The organism is Pengzhenrongella phosphoraccumulans, from assembly GCF_045689905.1.
In the GTDB taxonomy this organism is placed as follows: domain Bacteria; phylum Actinomycetota; class Actinomycetes; order Actinomycetales; family Cellulomonadaceae; genus Pengzhenrongella; species Pengzhenrongella phosphoraccumulans.
In genome coordinates this window covers 4,591,894-4,609,855 of record NZ_CP144210.1, presented here as the reverse complement: position 1 = coordinate 4,609,855, position 17,962 = coordinate 4,591,894, and the positions used below count along the sequence as shown (strand labels likewise).

The window sequence follows — 17,962 nt, the reverse complement described above, 5'->3', positions numbered from 1 at the left end:
GTGACGTGAGCATGGCGCTCATCCTGCCCCGCGCAGGCGGGGCAGGCATCACCCGCGGGTGGGATCTTCGGCGGGTGGTCGTCATTCCCTGGCGGTACGTCGGCTCAGGTCCCGGTACGGCGTCGGACCAGGTCACGGTCCTTGCGCGGCAGTGCGTCGGCCACGAGCAGCAGGGGGAGCAGGTCGGGTTCGAGCGTCAGGGCCCGGAAGGTCAGGGCCACGCTGACGCGGTGCCCTGGGCGGTGCACGACCTCGATCGGGTCGCCGGCCGCGACCTCGCCGCCCTCGATCACCCGCAGGTACGCCCCCGGCAACGCGGCCTGAGTGAACTCCTTGATCCAGCCGGCGCGCTCGAGCCAGCCCTGGAACGTGCCGCACGGGATCCGCGGGCACGAGACCTCGAGGACGACGTCGAGCCCGATCCGCCAGCGCTCGCCGATGAGCGCGCCCGCCAGGTCGATGCCGCGGGTCGTGAGGTTCTCACCGAAGACCCCGCCGGGCAGCTCGCGGCCGAGCCTGCGCTCCCACACGTCGAGGTCCTCGCGCGCGTAGGCGTAGACCGCCTGGTCGGTGCCGCCGTGGTGCGCGACGTCGAACACCTGGTCGCCCGCGAGGCCGACGGCGCCGGGAGCGCGAGGGTCGGGTGCAGTGACCGCGACGGGGCCGACGACGGCTCGCTTGTCGATCCCGGTCGTGCTCACCTCGTCCCACGGGTTCGGGCGAGGGTGGGCGACGTTGACGGAGTGCACGTGCATGCGCCCACGGTACGGGGTAGGGGAGGGGAAGAGGCTCGTCCCGAGGTGGGCCGATTGACACCGAGGTAGCGCTGGTCCTACATTGCTGTTGAGCGACTAACGCGCGTTAGTAACGCGCTTTATCTGAGGAGAGGCGATGTCCCGCAGCAAACCTCGCAGCGTGACGATGGACGACGTCGCCCGCCACCTCGGCCTGAGTCGCACGACCGTCTCCTTCGTGCTGAGCGACCGGCCCGACGCCAACATCCCCGCCGAGACCCGGCAGCGGGTCTGGGACGCGGTGCGCGAGCTCGGCTACCGACCGAACGCCGCCGCGAAGTCGTTGGCCTCGCAGCAGACCCACCTCATCGGGCTCGTCACGGACATCGTCACGACGCCGTTCGCGGGGGAGATCATCAAGGGCGCGCAGCAGCAGGCCTGGACCAGCGGCAAGCTCCTGCTCATCGTGAGCACCGAGGGCGACCGCTCGATCGAGGCCGCCGCCTTCGAGATGCTGCTCGAACGCCGGGTGGAGGGCATCCTCTACGCGACGACGTGGAACCGTGCGGTCACCCTGCCGGCGAGCGCGCGCGAGGTCCCGACGGTCCTGGTGAACTGCTTCGACGTCGAGCGAACCTACCCGTCGATCATCCCCGACGAGATCCAGGGCGGACGCGATGCCACCGAGCGGCTCGTCGCCGCCGGTCACCGCCGGATCGCGCTGATCAATCTCGACCCGACCATCCCGGCGGCGGTGGGGCGCCGGACCGGCTACGAGGCGGCGCTGCGCGCGGCCGGGATCGCGGTCGACGACGCGCTGGTCGTGTCCGGCCTGGCCACCGCCGACGGCGGCTTCGCGCGGGCCCGCGACCTGCTCGATCTCCCGGACCCCCCGAGCGCGATCTTCTGCGCCAACGACCGGATGGCCATGGGCGCCTACGACGCCGTCAAGGAGCGCGGCCTGCGCATCCCCGACGACGTGGCACTCGTCGGGTTCGACAACCAGGAGATCATCGCGGCCTACCTTCGGCCGGGCCTGACCACCGTCGCGCTCCCGTTCCAGGAGATGGGCGCCGCCGCCGTCGCGCGGCTGACCTCGCTGACGCGGTCCGACCAGCTCGCCGACCAGCACCTGGTGCTCTGCCCGCTCATCGAACGGTCGTCGGTATGACCGGCGCCAGGGGCCGCGCCACGTAGTTGCCGGACTCGTGAACCACGACGCCAGCACGACGACGCACGCACCACAACGCAGTGGAGGTCTACCCATGTCCAACCATCGTTCTCGCCGCGCACTCGCGGCGGTATCCGGCGCGCTGGGGCTCGCCCTGGTCCTGACGGCCTGTTCCGGCGCGGACTCGACCGGCGGTGACGGCACCACCAGGTCGGCCGCCGACTGCGCGGCCTTCGAGGCGTACGGCGACCTGTCCGGCAAGAAGATCGACGTCTACGCGGGCATCGTGACGCCCGAGGACGTGCCCTACATGGACTCGTATAAGCCGTTCGAGGACTGCACCGGCGCCACCGTCAACTACGTGGGCGACAAGTCCTTCGAGACGCAGATCCTGGTGCGCGCCAAGGCGGGCAACCCGCCCGACCTCGCGATCGTGCCGCAACCGGGCCTGGTGAAGCAGCTCGTCGCGACCGGGGCCGCGGTCGAGGCCCCGCAGGCGGTAGCGGACAACGTCGACACGTTCTGGGGCGCCGACTGGAAGGCCTACGCCACGGTGGACGGCAAGTTCTACGGTGCGCCGTCGAGCGCGAGCGTGAAGTCGATGGTCTGGTACTCGCCGTCGGAGTTCACCGACGCGGGCTACGAGATCCCGACGACGCTGGCCGAGCTCACCACCCTGTCCGACACGATCGCGGATACCGGCAAGAAGCCGTGGTGCGCTGGGATCGCCAGCGGCGAGGCCACCGGTTGGCCGATCACCGACTGGATGGAGGACTTCATGCTGCGGCTGTCGGGACCGGACGTCTACGACCAGTGGGTCAGTCACGAGATCGCCTTCAACTCCGCGGCACCGACCGCGGCGCTCGACGCCGTGGGGGAGTACCTCAAGAACGACAAGTACGTGAACGGCGGGCTCGGGGACGTCAAGTCGGTCGCGACCACCACCTTCCAGGACGCCGGCCTGCCGATCCTCGAGGGCACCTGCTCGCTGACCCGCCAGGGCAGCGGCTACGGGCTCAACTACCCGGAGGGCACCAAGATCGCGGCCGACGGCGACGTCTTCGCGTTCTTCCTGCCCGGCAAGACCGCGGCCGACAAGCCCGTGCTCGGCGGTGGCGAGTTCAACATCGCCTTCACTGACCGCCCCGAGGTCCAGGCGTTCCAGACCTACCTGTCGACCGACACCTGGGCCAACAACAAGGTCGCGGCCTCGCCGGCCGGCGGCTGGATCAGCGCCAACAAGGGGCTCGACGTCACGAAGCTGACGAACCCGATCGACCAGCTGGCGGCCTCGCTGCTGCAGGACCCGAGCACGGTCTTCCGGTTCGACGGCTCGGACATGATGCCGGCGGCGATCGGCTCGAACTCGTTCTGGAAGCAGGCGACGAGCTGGATCGTCGGGCAGAGCACGAAGGAGACGGTCGACAACATCGAGGCGGCGTGGCCGACCTCCTGAGCTGATCGGCTGGTGGTGGGTCCCGGCGCGCCCGTCGGCGCCCCTGGACCCACCCGCCAACCCGTCCAGTACGAACCCCAGCGGAAGCGGAAGCAGTGAGCGGAACAGCTCTGACGAACACGGCGACGGGGAAGCCCGACGTCGACGGCCTCCCGCTCGATCTCGGCCAGCTCGCCTGGCGGGACCCGCAGCGGCCACGGTTCCACTTCGTGTCACCCGGCGGGTGGCTGAACGATCCGAATGGCCTGTGTCGGTGGGCGGGCCGGTACCACCTCTTCTACCAGTACAACCCCGCCGCAGCGGTGCACCACCGGATCCACTGGGGCCACGCGAGCAGCACCGACCTCGTGCACTGGCGGGACGAACCCGTCGCGCTGGTCCCGAGCGACGGCCCCGACGTCGACGGGTGCTGGTCCGGGGTCGTGGTGGACGACGGCGGCGTGCCGACGATGGTGTACTCCGGCCGGAAGGACGGGCGCGAGGCCGGCTGCGTGGCGACGGGGTCGCCCGACCTGGTCCGGTGGCGCAAGCATCCGACCAACCCGGTGCTCGCCGGGCCGCCGCCCGGCCTGGACGTCACCGCCTTCCGCGACCACTGCGTGTGGCGCGAGGGAACGCTCTGGCACCAGCTCGTCGGCTCGGGCCAGCGCGGCGTCGGGGGCGCGGCCCTGCACTACACGTCGCCGGATCTGCGCTCGTGGACCTACGTAGGGCCGATGCTTGTCGGCGACGCCGCCACGACGGAGCCGATCTGGACCGCCGAGATGTGGGAGTGCGTCGACCTGTTCGACCTGGATGGCACGAGCGTGCTCGCGTTCTCCGTGTGGGACGACGGCGAGACGCTCTACCCGGCGTACGTGACGGGCCGCCGCGAGGGGGGCCGCCTGGTCGCGGGCCCGGCGCGTCTTCTCGACCTCGGCCTGCGGCACTTCTACGCGCCGCAGTCCCTGCTCGACGACGACGGCCGTCGGATCATGTTCGGCTGGATGCAGGAGGCCCGCGAGGACGCCGCAGCCGTCGCAGCGGGGTGGTCGGGGGTCATGTCGCTGCCACGCGTGGTCCGCCTCGACGCCGGCGGCGAGCTCGCCTTCGCCCCCGCCGCCGAGGTCGCCGCGTTGCGCACCACCCGGCTGCACGGTGGCCCGGCCGTCCTCGGAGCGGCCACCGCGGTCCAGACCGTCGACGGCGACCAGCTCGACCTCGTCGCGGAGGTTCGGTTGCCCGCCGGGACCCGGGTCGAGCTCGCGGTGCGGGCCACCGCCGACGGCGCCGAGCAGAGCGTCGTCGTGCTCGATCGAGCACCGGGCGCGGCGGGCGCGCGGCTGACGCTCGACCGGTCCTCGTCGAGCCTCGACCCGGGCGTGGACACGGTCGCGCTCGGTGGGGACGTCCCCGTCGGGCCGGACGACCGGGTCGCACTGCGGGTGCTGGTCGACCACTCCGCGCTCGAGATCTTCGCGAACGGTCGCGCGCTCAGCGCGCGGGTCTATCCGACGCGTCCCGACGCGGTCGGGGTGTGGCTCGGCGGCTGGAGCGCGCCCGGCGTCGCGGGCCGCCCTGTCCCCGCGATGGACCGGCTCGACGTGTGGCGCATGGCGGACCTGTGGACCGGTCCGCGCCCGCTCTGGCCCGACGCACAGTCCTGATTGCACCGATCCCGTACCGGTCATACTCGGAGCTGGGGACTCGCGTTCCCTCGCCCTGGCCGTCCACCGCAGACCGATGGAGCTCCGAGTGACCACCTACCGTGCCCCCGCCCGAACGTCGTCGGCAGCGCAGAGATGAGCGGGATCGACAAGGTCGTCGCCTCGCCCGGCGTCGCCGTGGCCGACATCCCGGACGGGGCCACGCTCGCCGTGGGCGGGTTCGGGCTGTGCGGCAACCCGATCGCCCTGATCGAGGCGCTGCTCGCGGCCGGGACCCGGGACCTCGAGATCGTGAGCAACAACTGCGGCGTGGACGACTGGGGTCTGGGCGTCCTGCTCGCCGCCGGCCGGATCCGCAAGATGACGTCCTCCTACGTCGGCGAGAACAAGGAGTTCGGGCGCCAGTTCTTCGCCGGCGAGCTCGAGCTCGAGCTGGTCCCGCAGGGCACGCTCGCCGAGCGGTTGCGCTCGGGGGGATCGGGCATCGCCGGCTTCTGGACCCAGACGGGTGTCGGGACCCAGGTGGCCGACGGCGGTCTGCCGCTGCGTTTCGACGGCGCGGGCGGCATCGCGCTGGCCTCCGCGCCAAAGGAGGTCCGGGAGTTCACGGTGCGCGGGGTCACGCGGGAGTACGTCCTCGAGGAGGCGATCGTGACCGACTTCGCGCTCGTGCACGCCGAGCGGGGCGACCGCTACGGCAACCTCGTGTTCCACCGGTCGGCCCGCAACTTCTCCCCGCTGGCCGCGATGGCCGGCCGGGTGACGATCGCGCAGGTGGAGGAGCTCGTCGAGCCGGGTGTGCTCGATCCCGACGAGATCCACCTGCCCGGGGTGTTCGTGCACCGCATGGTCGAGGTCGGGCGCGACGTGCCCAAGCGCATCGAGAAGCTGCGCGTGCGTACCGACAGGGAGGCGTGAGGAGATGGCGATCTCACGCGATCAGATGGCGATGCGGGCCGCCCTGGAGCTGGTGGACGGCTCGTACGTCAACCTCGGGATCGGCCTGCCGACCCTGGTCTCGAACTACGTCCCCGCCGGCTTCACGGTGATGCTGCACTCGGAGAACGGCATCCTCGGCGTCGGGCCGTACCCGACGCGCGACGAGGTCGACCCGGACCTGGTCAACGCGAGCAAGGAGTCGGTGACCGTAGTCGCGGGCGCGGCCCTGTTCGACTCGGCGATGAGCTTCGGGATGATCCGCGCCGGCAAGATCCACACCGCGATCCTCGGCGGCATGCAGGTGTCGGCCGCCGGCGACCTCGCGAACTGGATGGTCCCGGGCAAGATGGTCAAGGGCCCCGGGGGAGCGATGGACCTCGTGCACGGCGCGTCCCGGGTCATCGTGCTGATGGAGCACTGCGCGAAGGACGGCTCGATGAAGATCCTGCGGGAGTGTTCGTTCCCGCTGACGGGGCGCCGGGTGGTGCACCGGATCATCACCGACCTGGCCGTGCTCGACGTGACCCCGGCCGGTCTCGTGCTGCGCGAGCTCGCGCCCGGCGTCTCGCTCGCCGAGGTCGTCGCGGCCACCGAACCGGACCTCATCGTCGCGCCGGATCTGCGCGAGCAGATCGGCTGACAGACGTCGTTCGCCCGCCTGAATTGTCCCCCTTCCCCTAGCATCGGGTCACCTGGACCTGTCGCGAGCGGATGTTCACCAAGGGGAACGCCATGACCATCAAAGACGTCCCGCCGACGACCCCCGCCGCGGCCCGGCGGCCCGATGTGACCGAGCGCCGGGCGCGCGAGGTCGCCGAGGCCGCGCGCGAGACCGAGTGGGTCCGGCCGTCCTTCGCGAAGGGGCTGTACCTCGGCGACTTCGACGTCACCCTCATCCATCCCCACCCGCAGCCGACCCCGGACGAGGCCGCCCACGGTGACGCGTTCCTGGCGCGGCTCACCGCGTACTGCCGCACCCTCGACGGCCGCCGGATCGAGCGCGACGACCTCATCCCCGACGAGTACATCGCGGGGCTGACCGAGCTCGGGGTCTTCGGCATGAAGATCCCGACCCAGTACGGCGGGCTCGGGCTGGGGCTCGTGTACTACGGGCGGGCGTTGATGGTCATCAGCTCGGTGCACCCGAGCCTGGGCGCGCTGGCCTCGGCGCACCAGTCGATCGGGGTCCCGGAGCCGGTCAAGATGTTCGGCAGCGAGGCGCAGCGCCAGGAGTTCCTCCCGCGGTGCGCCGCGGGGGCGATCTCGGCGTTCTTGCTCACCGAGCCCGACGTCGGCTCCGACCCGGCTCGGATGGGATCCACGGCGACGCTCAGCGAGGACGGGACCGAGTACGTCGTCGATGGCGTCAAGCTCTGGACCACCAACGGACCGATCGCCGAGCTGCTTGTCGTCATGGCGAACGTCCCGGCGCACGGCGGCGAGCGCGGGGGGATCAGCGCGTTCGTCGTCGAGGCGGACAGCCCGGGCATCACGGTGGAGCACCGCAACGCGTTCATGGGCCTCAAGGGGATGGAGAACGGGCTCACGCACTTCCACCAGGTGCGCGTGCCGGTCGCGAACCGGCTCGGCCGCGAGGGCCAGGGCCTGAAGATCGCGCTGACCACGCTCAACACCGGTCGTCTCTCGATCCCCGCGATCTGCGCGGGTGGCGGCAAGTGGGCGCTCAAGATCGCCCGCGAATGGTCCGTCGAGCGCGTGCAGTGGGGCAAGCCGATCGGCAAGCACGAGGCGGTCGGCAAGAAGCTGGCCTTCATCGCGGCCACGGTGTTCGCGCTGGAGTCCGTGTTCGAGCTGTCGGCGGCGCTCGCGGATGCCGGCCAGAAGGACGTGCGGATCGAGGCCGCCCTGGCCAAGCTGTGGGCGAGCGAGATGGGCTATCGCGTCGCCGACGAGCTCGTGCAGATCCGCGGCGGTCGCGGGTACGAGACGGCCGACTCGCTCGCGGCGCGCGGCGAGCGGGCGGTCGCGGCCGAGCAGCTGCTGCGTGACCTGCGGATCAACCGGATCTTCGAGGGGTCGTCGGAGATCATGAAGCTCCTGATCGCCCGCGAGGCCGTGGACGCGCACCTCGCGGCGGCCGGCGATCTGGCCTCAGCGGACGCGAGCCTGGGGGCCAAGGCGCGCGCGGCGGCGCAGGCGAGCGGGTTCTACGCGCGCTGGCTCCCGCAGCTCGTCGTCGGCAAGGGGGCGCTGCCGGGGTCGTACTCCGAGTTCGGCTCGCTGGCCAAGCACCTGCGCTACGTCGAGCGCGCGTCGCGCACCCTGGCGCGGCGCACGTTCTACGCGATGTCGCGGTGGCAGTCGGGGCTCGACCAGAAGCAGGCCCTGCTGGGCCGCATCGTGGACATCGGCGCCGAGCTGTTCGCGATGTCGGCGGTGTGCACGCGGGCGGACTCGTTGCGCGAGCGCGACCGGGTCAGCGGCGAGGCGGCCTACCGGCTGGCCGACGTGTTCTGCGCGCAGTCGCGGGCGAGGGTCGACGCGCTGCTGCGCGAGCTCCGGCACAGCACCGACTCGGGCGATCGCGAGCTCGCGCGCGCCGTGATGGCGGGAGAGGCGACCTGGCTCGAGCGTGGCGTGCTCGACGGTTCGGAGGGCACCGGCCCGTGGATCTCGGTCGCGGCCTCAGGACCGTCGACGACGACGTCGGTCCGTCGCCGGTATCGCTGAGACTCCCGGCACCACCCGGGACCTGCGCGGCCCGGCACGCCGGGGTCAGTCGTGCGCGCCGTCGTGCATGACGAGCACGGTCGACGCAGCGTCCCGGAGCACCTCGTGGCTGACCGAGCCGAGCAGCATCCCGCGGAACGCCCCCAGGCCCCGTGAACCGACGACGACGAGCTGCGCCGACCGTGAGGCGGCCACGAGCGCATGCACCGGGTCGTCGGCTTGCAGCTCGAGGCTGATGTCCGCGCTCGGGTGCTCGAGGGCGAGCTGGTCGACCACGGCCTGGGCCGCCCGTTGCGGGTCGGTGTCGGCCGAGTCCTGCGGGGTGAGCGAGGCCGCGACGGGGACACCGCGGCCGACCGAGCTCGCGACGACCGGGCGCGCATGGAGCACGACGAGCGGAACCTTGCGCAGCGAGGCCTCCCCGGCCGCGGTGCGGGCGGCGGCGACGGACTCGGGCGAGCCGTCGACCCCGACGACGATCGGGGCCGCCGGGTCGGCTGGTGCCGCGCGCACGACGACGACGGGACAGGCGGCGTGCGCGGCGATGTGGCTGCTGACGGACCCGATCCCGGGGCGCCTGCCGCGGCCGCTCGCGCCGAGGACTACCAGCCGCGCGTCCTCGCTGAGCGTGCGCAGCTCGGGGACCGTGGGGCCGTGCGGTTCGCGGGTGCTGATCGTGAGGTCAGGGTGCTGGGCGCGCGCCCGCGCGAGCAGGTCGGCAAGGTAGTCCTTCGCGGCGGTCTCGAAGCCGAGGTCCTCGTCGATGAGCGGGTACCAGCTCCACTCGGCGAACTCGCGGGGGAGCTCGAAGACGCGCACCAGCAGCACGTCGGCGCCGCGGCGCACGGCCTCCGCGAGCCCCCACTCCAGGGTCTGCGCGCTGTGCGGTGAACCGTCGAGGGCGATCACGACGGGGCCGTCGGTCTTCATGGGAACTCTCCAGAGGGAAAGAGGTGCGTGCTCCCGGCACCTCCAGCGTGGCCCCGGAGGCGGCGCGGCGTCCCGGGCCTTCGGACCTCAGTTCGCCCGAGCAGGTCGGTCGCCGAATCCCTGGGCAGCTCGGTCCTCGGCCGTGTAGCGTCAGACTTTTCACCCGAAAGACTGACATCCCGTCACGTCGCGCGGCCCGGCCGAGCTGGTGAGTCGTTCTTCGCACCGTCATTGATCAGGACCTCCCATCGCACGCAGGGCCGCGCACGATGGACGGATGCCAAGGGAGTCTCCATGAGTACCAATACGCAGCAGCGCTACATCGTTCATCTGGACGTGAGCACCACGGCTGACGATGCCGTCGGCGCCGTGTCGGAGGCCCTCGCGGAGGTGCGGCGCGGCCGGCCGAGGGCGTTCGAGTTCAGTGTCGAGGAGGTCCACGAGAGCGTCGGGCTCCCGGGTGGCTTCGCGGACGACGTCGGCGCCGTGTGCAGCCCGTACTCCGGGGAGTTCCTCGGCTAGGTCGGCGCGCAGCTAGCTGGTCCGGCGGGCGGCGCGGGCGACGTGGCTCGCCCCGCTCGTGGCCGCACGCCGCCAGGGGGCAACCCCTTCGATCTCGATCTCGAGCGAGAAGCTCAGGAAGGTCCGGATGAGCACGATCAGGCCGAGGATCAGCACGTTCTCGACCGTGGGCGAGACCGCAACGGTGCGAACCAGGTCGGCGGCCACGAGGATCTCCAGCCCGAGCAGGATGACCCCGCCGAACGACTCCCGCAAGACCTGATAGGCCAGCTGACCGTTCGAGGTTCGCCGCAGTGTCCGGATCGCCAGCCCGACGCTGACGAGCAGCCCACCGAGCAGCACGACCGCCCCGATGGCCTCGAACGCCTGGGCCACGTGCTCCATCACCGCCGTGAAGTCCATGCGTCCGCAGCCTAGCCAGCGACCGCGGTACGTGTCCTTCTCACAGCCCGCCGTTCGTCCTGTCAGTGAAGCCGGTCATCCCGACCGGTCGCAACGAGGAGGTCACCATGCCGAAGTACGCCGCCATCATCTACTCCGCCGACCTGGACTGGTCCGCACCCGAGCAGGCAGCCGTGATCGGGGAGTACCAAGCGTTCGGCGAGGCCGCCGCCGCTGCCATCCGGGGCGGGGCCGCGCTCTACCCGACGGGCACCGCCACGACCGTGCGGGTGACCGGCAAGGGCGGGGACGTCGTGACGAGCGACGGACCGTACGCCGAGACCAAGGAGGTCCTGACGGGCTTCTACCTGCTCGAGGCGACCGACCTCGACGCCGCGATCGCCCTCGCCGCCCAGATCCCCGGCGCCTGGACCGGCGCGGTCGAGGTGCGGCCGGTCCTGCCGATGATGTGAACCAGCTCGACGCCACCCGCGCGGCCCTCGTCCGGCTCGTCCGTGAGGAGGGCGCGCGGGTCGTCGCCACCCTGATCCGGATGACCGGGGACGTCCAGCTGGCCGAGGACGCGGTCCAGGACGCGGCGATCCGCGCGCTGGAGGTGTGGCCCGTCAGTGGGCTGCCGGACAGTCCGCGCGCGTGGCTCACCGTGGTGGCCCGACGGCGGGCGCTGGACATCATCCGCCGCGAGGCCAGCCGAGACCGGAGGGAGGCTGAAGCCGTGCGTCTCGCGCGCGTGTTCGAGGCGGAGCCGCCGGACTCGGACGTCCCGGACGACCTGCTGCGCCTGATCTTCACCTGCTGCCACCCCGCGCTGTCCCTCGACACCCAGATCGCGCTGAGCCTGCGCACGCTGTGCGGACTGAGCACGGCCGAGGTCGCGCGGGCGCTGCTGGTCTCGGAGGCGACGATGCTCAAGCGCCTCACCCGCGCGAAGCAGAAGATCTCCCGGGCCGGGATCCCGTTCCGGATCCCGGCTGCGGCCGAGCTGCCGGACCGGGTCGCGGGGGTGGCGGCGTGCGTCTACCTCATGTTCAACGAGGGGTACGCGGCGACCTCCGGCGACGACCCGCTGCGGCGCGACCTGCTGGACGAGGCGATCCGGCTGGGGCGCCTCCTGCACTCGCTCATGCCCGACGACGCGTCGCTCACCGGACTGCTCGCCCTGATGCTGCTGCACGACTCGCGGCGCGACGCGCGCGTGGGTGCGGACGGAGAGCTCGTCCTGCTGGCCGACCAGGACCGCTCCCGGTGGCGCCGGGACCAGATCAGGGAGGGCGTCGAGCTGCTCGGTGACGGGTTGGCCCGAACCCCGCAGGAGGCCGACCCCTACGTGGTCCAGGCGGCCATCGCGGCTTGCCACGCGCTGGCCGGGACCTCCGAGGAGACGAGCTGGCCGGCGATCGTCTCCTGGTACGACGTGCTCCTGACGGTCCAGGACACCCCCGTGGTGCGGCTCAACCGCGCGGTCGCGCTGGCCGAACGGGACGGCCCGGCGGCCGGGCTCGCCGCGGTGGACGACATCGCCGGGCTCGAGAGCTACGCGCTGTGGCACGCGACCCGCGCCGTGCTGCTCGACCGGCTGGGCAGGAGGGAATCAGCCGACGCGGCGCGGGCGGCGGCTCTCGCCCTCGAGGCCAACGAGGCCGTGCGCCGCCAGATCCTCGCCGGCCCTACCTCCTGATCGGCGGGCCCGCCGGATCGGGCCGTCCGGTCCTACGCTCGTGGCCATGACCGAGACCGAGACGGCGCTGGTGCACCGCGCCCACCACGTGGCCGGTGCGATCTACGGCACGATCCTGGCCACGAGCGTGGTGGCCGCGTCGGCACACGATCCCGCGATGATCGACCGGGCGGTCCTCATCGTGCTCGGCACCTCGGTGGTCTTCTGGCTGGCGCACGTCTACTCCCTCGCGCTCGCGGCCCGCATGGTGCTGCGTCGACCGTTACGCCGTGACGAGCTGCGCTCGCTCGCGCTCGCGGAGTGGCCGATGCTGCAGTCGAGCTGGCCCATCCTGGCGGCGCTCCTGCTCGGCGTGACCGGCGTCGTCGGGCATACGACGGCGGCGGACCTCGCGATGTTCACCGGCATCGCGGCGCTGTTCATCTACGGCCTGGTGATCGGGCGCCAGGAGGAGATGCGGTGGCCGCGCGCGCTGCTCAACGCCGTCGTCGCCGGGGCGTTCGGGCTCGCGATCCTGGCGCTCAAGGTGCTCGTGCACTGATCACGACCTCGTCACGACCTCGTCACGATTGCGTCCGGAACCCGCGGGGCCGCGCCCGTCACCCCTACGGTCGGCTCATGAGACGAATCGCGGGTCCGGTCGCCCTGCTCCTGGTCGCAGGCGGGCTGCTGGTCGGCTGCAGCGCGTCGTCGGACTCTGCGGGCTCGTCGGGGCAGTCCAGGGCGGACGCGCCGGCGGTGTCGGTCGGCGACGCGGTCGGGGGACAGGTTGCGGGAGAGCAGGCCGCCGTCGATCGGCAGGTGGTGACCACCGGTTCGGTGCGGCTCGTCGTCGGCGACCCGGCGGTGGCTGCAGAGCATGCCGTCGAGATCGTCGAGCAGGCCGGCGGTCGCGTGGATGAGCGGACCGAGGACGCCGCCTCGGACGAGCGCGACGCGAGCGCGCGCCTCGTGCTGCGGATCCCGTCGGCGGAGCTCACCGCAACCCTGGCCGACCTCAAGGCGCTGGGCGACGTCGATCAGGTCCAGCTCAGCTCGACCGACGTCACCGGCGTGGCCCAGGACCTCGACGCACGGATCGCTGCCCTGAAGGTGTCCGTGGCCCGGCTCGAGACGTTGATGGCGTCGGCGACCTCGAGCGACGACCTGCTTGCGCTGGAATCGGCCCTGTCGAGCCGGCAGGGAGACCTGGAGGCGAAGCAGGCGGAGCGCGCCGGGCTCGCCGGTCAGGTCGCGCTCGCCACGGTCACGCTCGACCTGGTACCCGAGGCGACGGTGCAGGCCGGCGGCCCCAGCGGATTCTGGTCCGCGATCGGCACCGGGTGGGCGGCGCTGGTGACCACCCTGCGGGGGGTGCTGATCGCCGTCGGCGTGCTGGTCCCGTGGATCGCCTTCGCCGCGGTGGTCGGCGCCGTGACGATCGCTGCGATCCGGTTCGTCCGCCGTCGGCGTGCCCCCACCGCCGTGCCAGTCTCGGCGCCGGCGGAGTAGTAACAAGCTCGGCGCGAACTGGCCGGCCCCGATTCGGTCATTTCCTGGACAAACGCCCTCGATAGCGGGCATTCTTCGCCCATGCGCGACTCCCAGGCGAGCCACCGGCGGCCCCAGATCCTGACGTTTGCCGCGGCTTTCGACGCCTGGAGCGAGCAGATCAGCACTCGGGCGCGTCTAACAGGGCTGATCTCGTCGGTGTCGGTGACCGCATGAGCACCGCGGGAATCGGCCTGTCGGGAGAGCGCACGCCGGGGATCGCCGTCCGGCTGCGCGGCCTGCGCAAGCAGTTCGGCGAGGTCGTCGCCGTCGACGGGGTGGACCTCGACGTCTACGACGGCGAGTTCATCACGCTGCTCGGTCCGTCCGGTTCGGGCAAGACGACGGTGCTGCGCATGATCGCGGGGTTCGAGCTGCCGACCTCGGGCACCGTCGAGCTGGGCGGCGTCGACGTCACGGGGCGCGCGCCGTTCGAGCGGGACGTGAACACGGTCTTCCAGGACTACGCGCTGTTCCCGCACATGAGCGTGCTGGACAACATCGCGTACGGGCTCAAGGTCAAGAAGGTGGGCCGCAAGGAGCGGACGACGCGCTCGGCCGAGGCGCTCGAGAGCGTGCAGCTCGGGGGCTACGGCGAGCGCAAGCCGTCCCAGCTGTCCGGCGGGCAGCGCCAGCGGGTCGCGCTCGCGCGCGCTCTCGTGAACCGGCCGAAGGTCCTGCTCCTGGACGAGCCGCTCGGTGCGCTGGACCTGAAGCTGCGCGAACAGATGCAGGTCGAGCTCAAGGCGATCCAACGGCAGGTCGGGATCACGTTCCTGTTCGTCACGCACGACCAGGAAGAGGCCCTGACGATGTCCGACCGGATCGCGGTCTTCGCGGGCGGCCGGATCGAGCAGGTCGGCTCGCCCGCCGAGGTCTACGAGAACCCGGCCACGCCGTTCGTGGCGGGTTTCGTCGGCACCTCGAACCTGCTGACCGGCGACGTCGCCGCCCAGGTGCTCGACCGGCAGGGCACCTGGTCGGTGCGCCCGGAGAAGATCCGGATCGAGGCGGTGGACGCGCGTCCGGGCGCGGGCGAGGACGGCGCCGTCGGGACGGTGCGCGAGGTCGTGTACGTCGGGTCCGCGACGCGGTTCCTGGTCGACCTCGACGCCGGCGCGAGCCTCATGGCCCTCCAGCAGAACCTGCAGACGTCGTCCATGGACGTGCAGGGCATGCGCGGCGCGCGGGTACTGCTGGTGTGGAAGAAGGAGCACGAGTTCCAGGTGGCGCAGGGCATGGCCATGACCGATCAGACGCTCGACAGGAGGAGTTCTTAGATGACACGCACACGAGTACTCAAGCTGGCAGCGGTCGGTGCCATGGCGGCGCTGGTCGTGTCCGCCTGCGGCAGCAGCACCGACTCGAGCGGAGGCGGCGGCTCCGGCCCGGCCCAGCCGCCGACCCTCACCGCCCCCACGTCGCTCGGCGCCGGCGAGGGCGCGGTGAACATCCTGGCGTGGGCCGGGTACGCCGAGGACGGCACGACCGACCCGGCGGTCAACTGGGTCGGACCGTTCGAGAAGGAGACCGGCTGCAAGGCCAACGTCCAGGTCGCCGACTCGTCCGACTCCATGTTCGAGAAGATGGGCACCGGCGACTTCGACGTCGTCTCGGCGTCCGGCGACTCGTCGCTGCGGATGATCTACGCGGGCAAGGTCGCCCCCGTGAACACCGACCTGCTCACCAACTACGCCGACGTGCCGAGCTTCCAGAAGATGCAGGCCTGGAACTCGGTGAACGACGTGGCCTACGGGATGCCGCACGGCTGGGGCGCGCAGCTCATGGCCTACCGCACCGACGTGGTCACGCCCGCCCCGGACTCGTGGAAAGACGTGTACGAGACGAGCACCCCGTACGCCGGCAAGATCACCGACTACGACTCCGCGACGGACGGCATCGCGGCCGCCGCGGTGTACCTGATGTCCACCCAGCCGGACCTCGCCATCACCAACCCGTACGCGCTCGACCAGAAGCAGTTCGATGCCGCCGTCGCGCTCCTCAAGGCGCAGCGGCCCCAGGTCGGCAGCTATTGGGCGAGCTACACGGACGCGCAGAAGGCGCTCGAGAACGGCTCCACGGTCATCGGCTCGACCTGGCAGATCATCGTGAACCTGGCCAAGGCCGACGGCGCTCCGGTCGCGTCGGTGCTCCCCAAGGAGAGCGCCACCGGCTGGGCGGACACCTGGATGGTCGACGCTAAGGCGGCGCACCCCAACTGCGCCTACCTCTGGATGAACTGGGTCACCAACCCGGACACCCAGGCTCAGGTCGCGGAGTGGTTCGGCGAGGCGCCCGCGAACGTCAAGGCGTGCGACCTGACCGTCGACCCGACCCACTGCGACACCTACAGCGCGAAGGACGAGGCGTTCTTCAAGAAGATCTGGTTCTGGACCACGCCGCAGTCCGACTGCCTCGACGGCCGGACCGACGTCAAGTGCATCCCCTACTCCGAGTGGGGCAAGGCGTGGAGCAGCGTGAAGAACGGCTGATGGACCGATGACAGCCGCGCTCGAGAAGCCGGTGGGCGCAACCGGCGTCCACCGGCTCTCGGCCGCGCTGTTCCGGCGACCCCGGCTGCGGCTGGCCGGGCTGCTGGCCCTGCCGACGTTCTGGCTCGTCGCGGTGTACCTGGCCGCGCTCGCGTCCCTGCTCGCGACGGCGTTCTTCTCGGTCGACGAGTTCACGAACGCCGTGGTGCGGACCTTCACGCTGTCGAACTTCCAGGACGTCCTGTTCGATCCGGCCTACCTCCAGGCGACCGTGCGCACGGTCGGGATCGCGGTGGCGGTCACGGTGGGCTGCACGGTGCTCGGGGTGCCGATGGCGTTCTTCATGGCCAAGATCGCCCCGCGGCGCTGGCGCAACCTGCTCGTCGCGCTCGTCGTGACGCCGCTGTGGGCGTCGTACCTGGTCAAGATCTACGCGTGGCAGGCGATGGTCCAGCCGGAGACCGGGGTGATCGCGTGGCTGCTCAAGCCGCTCGGGCTGTCCGGTCCGGGCTACGGCGTGACCGCCACCGTGCTCACCCTCACGTACCTGTGGCTGCCGTACATGATCCTGCCGATCTACGCGGGGCTCGAGCGACTCCCGGACTCGTTGGTCGATGCGTCGGGGGACCTCGGGGCCAAGCCCGGTCGCACGCTGCGCAGCATCGTCATCCCGCTGATCTACCCGTCGATCGTCGCGGGGTCGGTCTTCACCTTCTCGCTCAGTCTGGGCGACTACATCACGGTGCAGATCGTGGGCGGCAAGACCCAGATGCTCGGCAACATCGTCTATCAGAACTACACCAGCAGCCTGCCGTTCGCGGCCGCGATCGCCGTGATCCCCGTCGTCATCATGGTCGGGTACCTCACGCTCGTGCGCCGGACCGGCGCGTTGGACAACCTGTGAGGGCGGCGACGTGAACTTCTCCCGGGGGGTCCGCTGGTCGGTCGGCCTCGTGATGGCATTCGGCCTGGCGTTCATCTACGTGCCGTTGGCCGTCATCCTCGTGAACTCGTTCAACGCGAGCACCGTGTTCGCCTGGCCGCCGCAGGCCTTCACGACGAAGTGGTGGTCCAGCGCGCTCGGGAACGAGGGCGTGCGCTCGGCCGTGCTCACCTCGGTCGAGGTCGGTCTGATCGCGACGGCGTTCGCTCTCGTCCTGGGCACATTGCTCGCCTTCGCGCTCGGGCGCTACTCCTTCTTCGGCAAGCACACGCTCTCTTTGCTCGTGGTGCTCCCGATCGCCCTGCCCGGGATCGTCACCGCCCTCGCGTTCCGCACGGCCTTCCGCACGATCCTCGGGACCGAGCTGTCGATCTGGACGGTCGTGATCGCGCACGCGACCTTCTGCATGGTGGTCGTCTACAACAACGTCATCGCGCGCCTGCGCCGGACGGGCACCTCCCCGGAGGAGGCCTCGATGGACCTCGGCGCCGACACGTTCACGACGTTCCGGCTCGTGACGTTCCCCCTCCTGCGCGGGGCCATGCTCGCTGGCGGGCTGCTGGCGTTCGGGCTCTCCCTGGACGAGATCGTGGTGACGCTCTTCACCGCGCCGCCGGGGGTCACCACCCTGCCGATCTGGATCTTCCAGAACCTCTCGCGACCCAACCAGGCACCGGTCGTCAACGTCGTCGCCGCGGTCCTGGTCGTGTCGTCGATCATCCCGATCTACCTGAGCCAGAGGTTCGCCGGCGAGTCGACGGCGGGCGGCCGGATCTGAACGCTGGCAGCCACCGGCAATCCCTCACGGTGCGGCCCCTTGCTGCCGAT

The 17,962-nt window shown here is 71.3% G+C and carries 19 protein-coding genes; 16 read left to right on the top strand and 3 right to left on the bottom strand.

The window, feature by feature from the left end:
* Nucleotides 1-104: 104 nt before the first annotated feature.
* Nucleotides 105-755, bottom strand: coding sequence for an MOSC domain-containing protein (locus VTA80_RS21345; protein ID WP_407343067.1), 651 nt, complete (start codon nt 753-755; stop codon nt 105-107).
* A gap of 136 nt (nt 756-891) precedes the next feature.
* Between VTA80_RS21345 and VTA80_RS21340 the strand changes: the two genes are divergently transcribed.
* The 6 genes from VTA80_RS21340 (at nt 892) to VTA80_RS21315 (ending at nt 8,637) form a co-directional block, all read left to right on the top strand.
* Complete coding sequence (locus VTA80_RS21340) at nt 892-1,905, top strand: LacI family DNA-binding transcriptional regulator (RefSeq protein WP_407343066.1); 1,014 nt, start codon at nt 892-894, stop codon at nt 1,903-1,905.
* Nucleotides 1,906-1,999: 94 nt separating this feature from the next.
* Nucleotides 2,000-3,361: an ABC transporter substrate-binding protein gene (locus VTA80_RS21335; RefSeq protein WP_407343065.1), complete on the top strand. Its 1,362-nt coding sequence runs from the start codon at nt 2,000-2,002 to the stop codon at nt 3,359-3,361.
* A gap of 95 nt (nt 3,362-3,456) precedes the next feature.
* Entirely contained in the window at nt 3,457-5,007 is a 1,551-nt protein-coding gene (locus VTA80_RS21330) for a glycoside hydrolase family 32 protein (RefSeq protein WP_407343064.1), read from the top strand.
* Nucleotides 5,008-5,142: 135 nt separating this feature from the next.
* Nucleotides 5,143-5,925 (top strand): CoA transferase subunit A, encoded by a 783-nt coding sequence (locus tag VTA80_RS21325; RefSeq protein WP_407343063.1) that lies wholly within the window; start codon nt 5,143-5,145, stop codon nt 5,923-5,925.
* A 4-nt stretch (nt 5,926-5,929) separates the two neighbouring features.
* Nucleotides 5,930-6,586: a 3-oxoacid CoA-transferase subunit B gene (locus tag VTA80_RS21320; protein WP_407343062.1), complete on the top strand. Its 657-nt coding sequence runs from the start codon at nt 5,930-5,932 to the stop codon at nt 6,584-6,586.
* Nucleotides 6,587-6,678: 92 nt separating this feature from the next.
* Nucleotides 6,679-8,637, top strand: coding sequence for an acyl-CoA dehydrogenase family protein (locus VTA80_RS21315; protein ID WP_407343061.1), 1,959 nt, complete (start codon nt 6,679-6,681; stop codon nt 8,635-8,637).
* Between the two features lie 45 nt (nt 8,638-8,682).
* Here the strand turns inward: VTA80_RS21315 and VTA80_RS21310 are convergent, their stop codons facing one another.
* A complete protein-coding gene (locus VTA80_RS21310) occupies nt 8,683-9,567 on the bottom strand; it encodes a universal stress protein (protein WP_407343060.1) in 885 nt (294 codons plus the stop codon).
* A gap of 294 nt (nt 9,568-9,861) precedes the next feature.
* On the opposite strand from VTA80_RS21310, the gene VTA80_RS21305 reads away from it, so the two are divergent.
* Nucleotides 9,862-10,089: a hypothetical protein gene (locus VTA80_RS21305; RefSeq protein ID WP_407343059.1), complete on the top strand. Its 228-nt coding sequence runs from the start codon at nt 9,862-9,864 to the stop codon at nt 10,087-10,089.
* Between the two features lie 12 nt (nt 10,090-10,101).
* Here the strand turns inward: VTA80_RS21305 and VTA80_RS21300 are convergent, their stop codons facing one another.
* The gene (locus tag VTA80_RS21300; protein WP_407343058.1) at nt 10,102-10,491 is read right to left on the bottom strand and encodes a DUF1622 domain-containing protein; all 390 of its coding nucleotides are present in this window, start codon (nt 10,489-10,491) and stop codon (nt 10,102-10,104) included.
* A 107-nt stretch (nt 10,492-10,598) separates the two neighbouring features.
* Here VTA80_RS21300 and VTA80_RS21295 point away from each other — a divergent pair, with 107 nt between their 5' ends.
* From VTA80_RS21295 to VTA80_RS21255, 9 genes are all read left to right on the top strand, one after another.
* Nucleotides 10,599-10,943 (top strand): YciI family protein, encoded by a 345-nt coding sequence (locus tag VTA80_RS21295; protein WP_407343057.1) that lies wholly within the window; start codon nt 10,599-10,601, stop codon nt 10,941-10,943.
* Entirely contained in the window at nt 10,940-12,169 is a 1,230-nt protein-coding gene (locus VTA80_RS21290) for an RNA polymerase sigma factor (RefSeq protein WP_407343056.1), read from the top strand. Before VTA80_RS21295 ends, VTA80_RS21290 begins: the two co-directional genes overlap by 4 nt.
* Before the next feature lie 46 nt (nt 12,170-12,215).
* Complete coding sequence (locus VTA80_RS21285; protein WP_407343055.1) at nt 12,216-12,710, top strand: hypothetical protein; 495 nt, start codon at nt 12,216-12,218, stop codon at nt 12,708-12,710.
* A gap of 77 nt (nt 12,711-12,787) precedes the next feature.
* Nucleotides 12,788-13,660 (top strand): DUF4349 domain-containing protein, encoded by an 873-nt coding sequence (locus VTA80_RS21280; RefSeq protein WP_407343054.1) that lies wholly within the window; start codon nt 12,788-12,790, stop codon nt 13,658-13,660.
* An 81-nt stretch (nt 13,661-13,741) separates the two neighbouring features.
* Entirely contained in the window at nt 13,742-13,876 is a 135-nt protein-coding gene (locus VTA80_RS21275) for a hypothetical protein (RefSeq protein ID WP_407343053.1), read from the top strand.
* Nucleotides 13,873-14,979, top strand: a complete 1,107-nt coding sequence (locus VTA80_RS21270; protein WP_407343052.1) for an ABC transporter ATP-binding protein — start codon at nt 13,873-13,875, stop codon at nt 14,977-14,979. Before VTA80_RS21275 ends, VTA80_RS21270 begins: the two co-directional genes overlap by 4 nt.
* Nucleotides 14,980-16,191 (top strand): extracellular solute-binding protein, encoded by a 1,212-nt coding sequence (locus tag VTA80_RS21265; RefSeq protein WP_407343051.1) that lies wholly within the window; start codon nt 14,980-14,982, stop codon nt 16,189-16,191.
* A 7-nt stretch (nt 16,192-16,198) separates the two neighbouring features.
* Nucleotides 16,199-17,095 (top strand): ABC transporter permease, encoded by an 897-nt coding sequence (locus VTA80_RS21260; protein ID WP_407343050.1) that lies wholly within the window; start codon nt 16,199-16,201, stop codon nt 17,093-17,095.
* A gap of 10 nt (nt 17,096-17,105) precedes the next feature.
* On the top strand, nt 17,106-17,912 hold the full coding sequence (locus VTA80_RS21255) for an ABC transporter permease (protein ID WP_407343049.1): 807 nt from the start codon (nt 17,106-17,108) through the stop codon (nt 17,910-17,912).
* Nucleotides 17,913-17,962 lie beyond the last annotated feature (50 nt).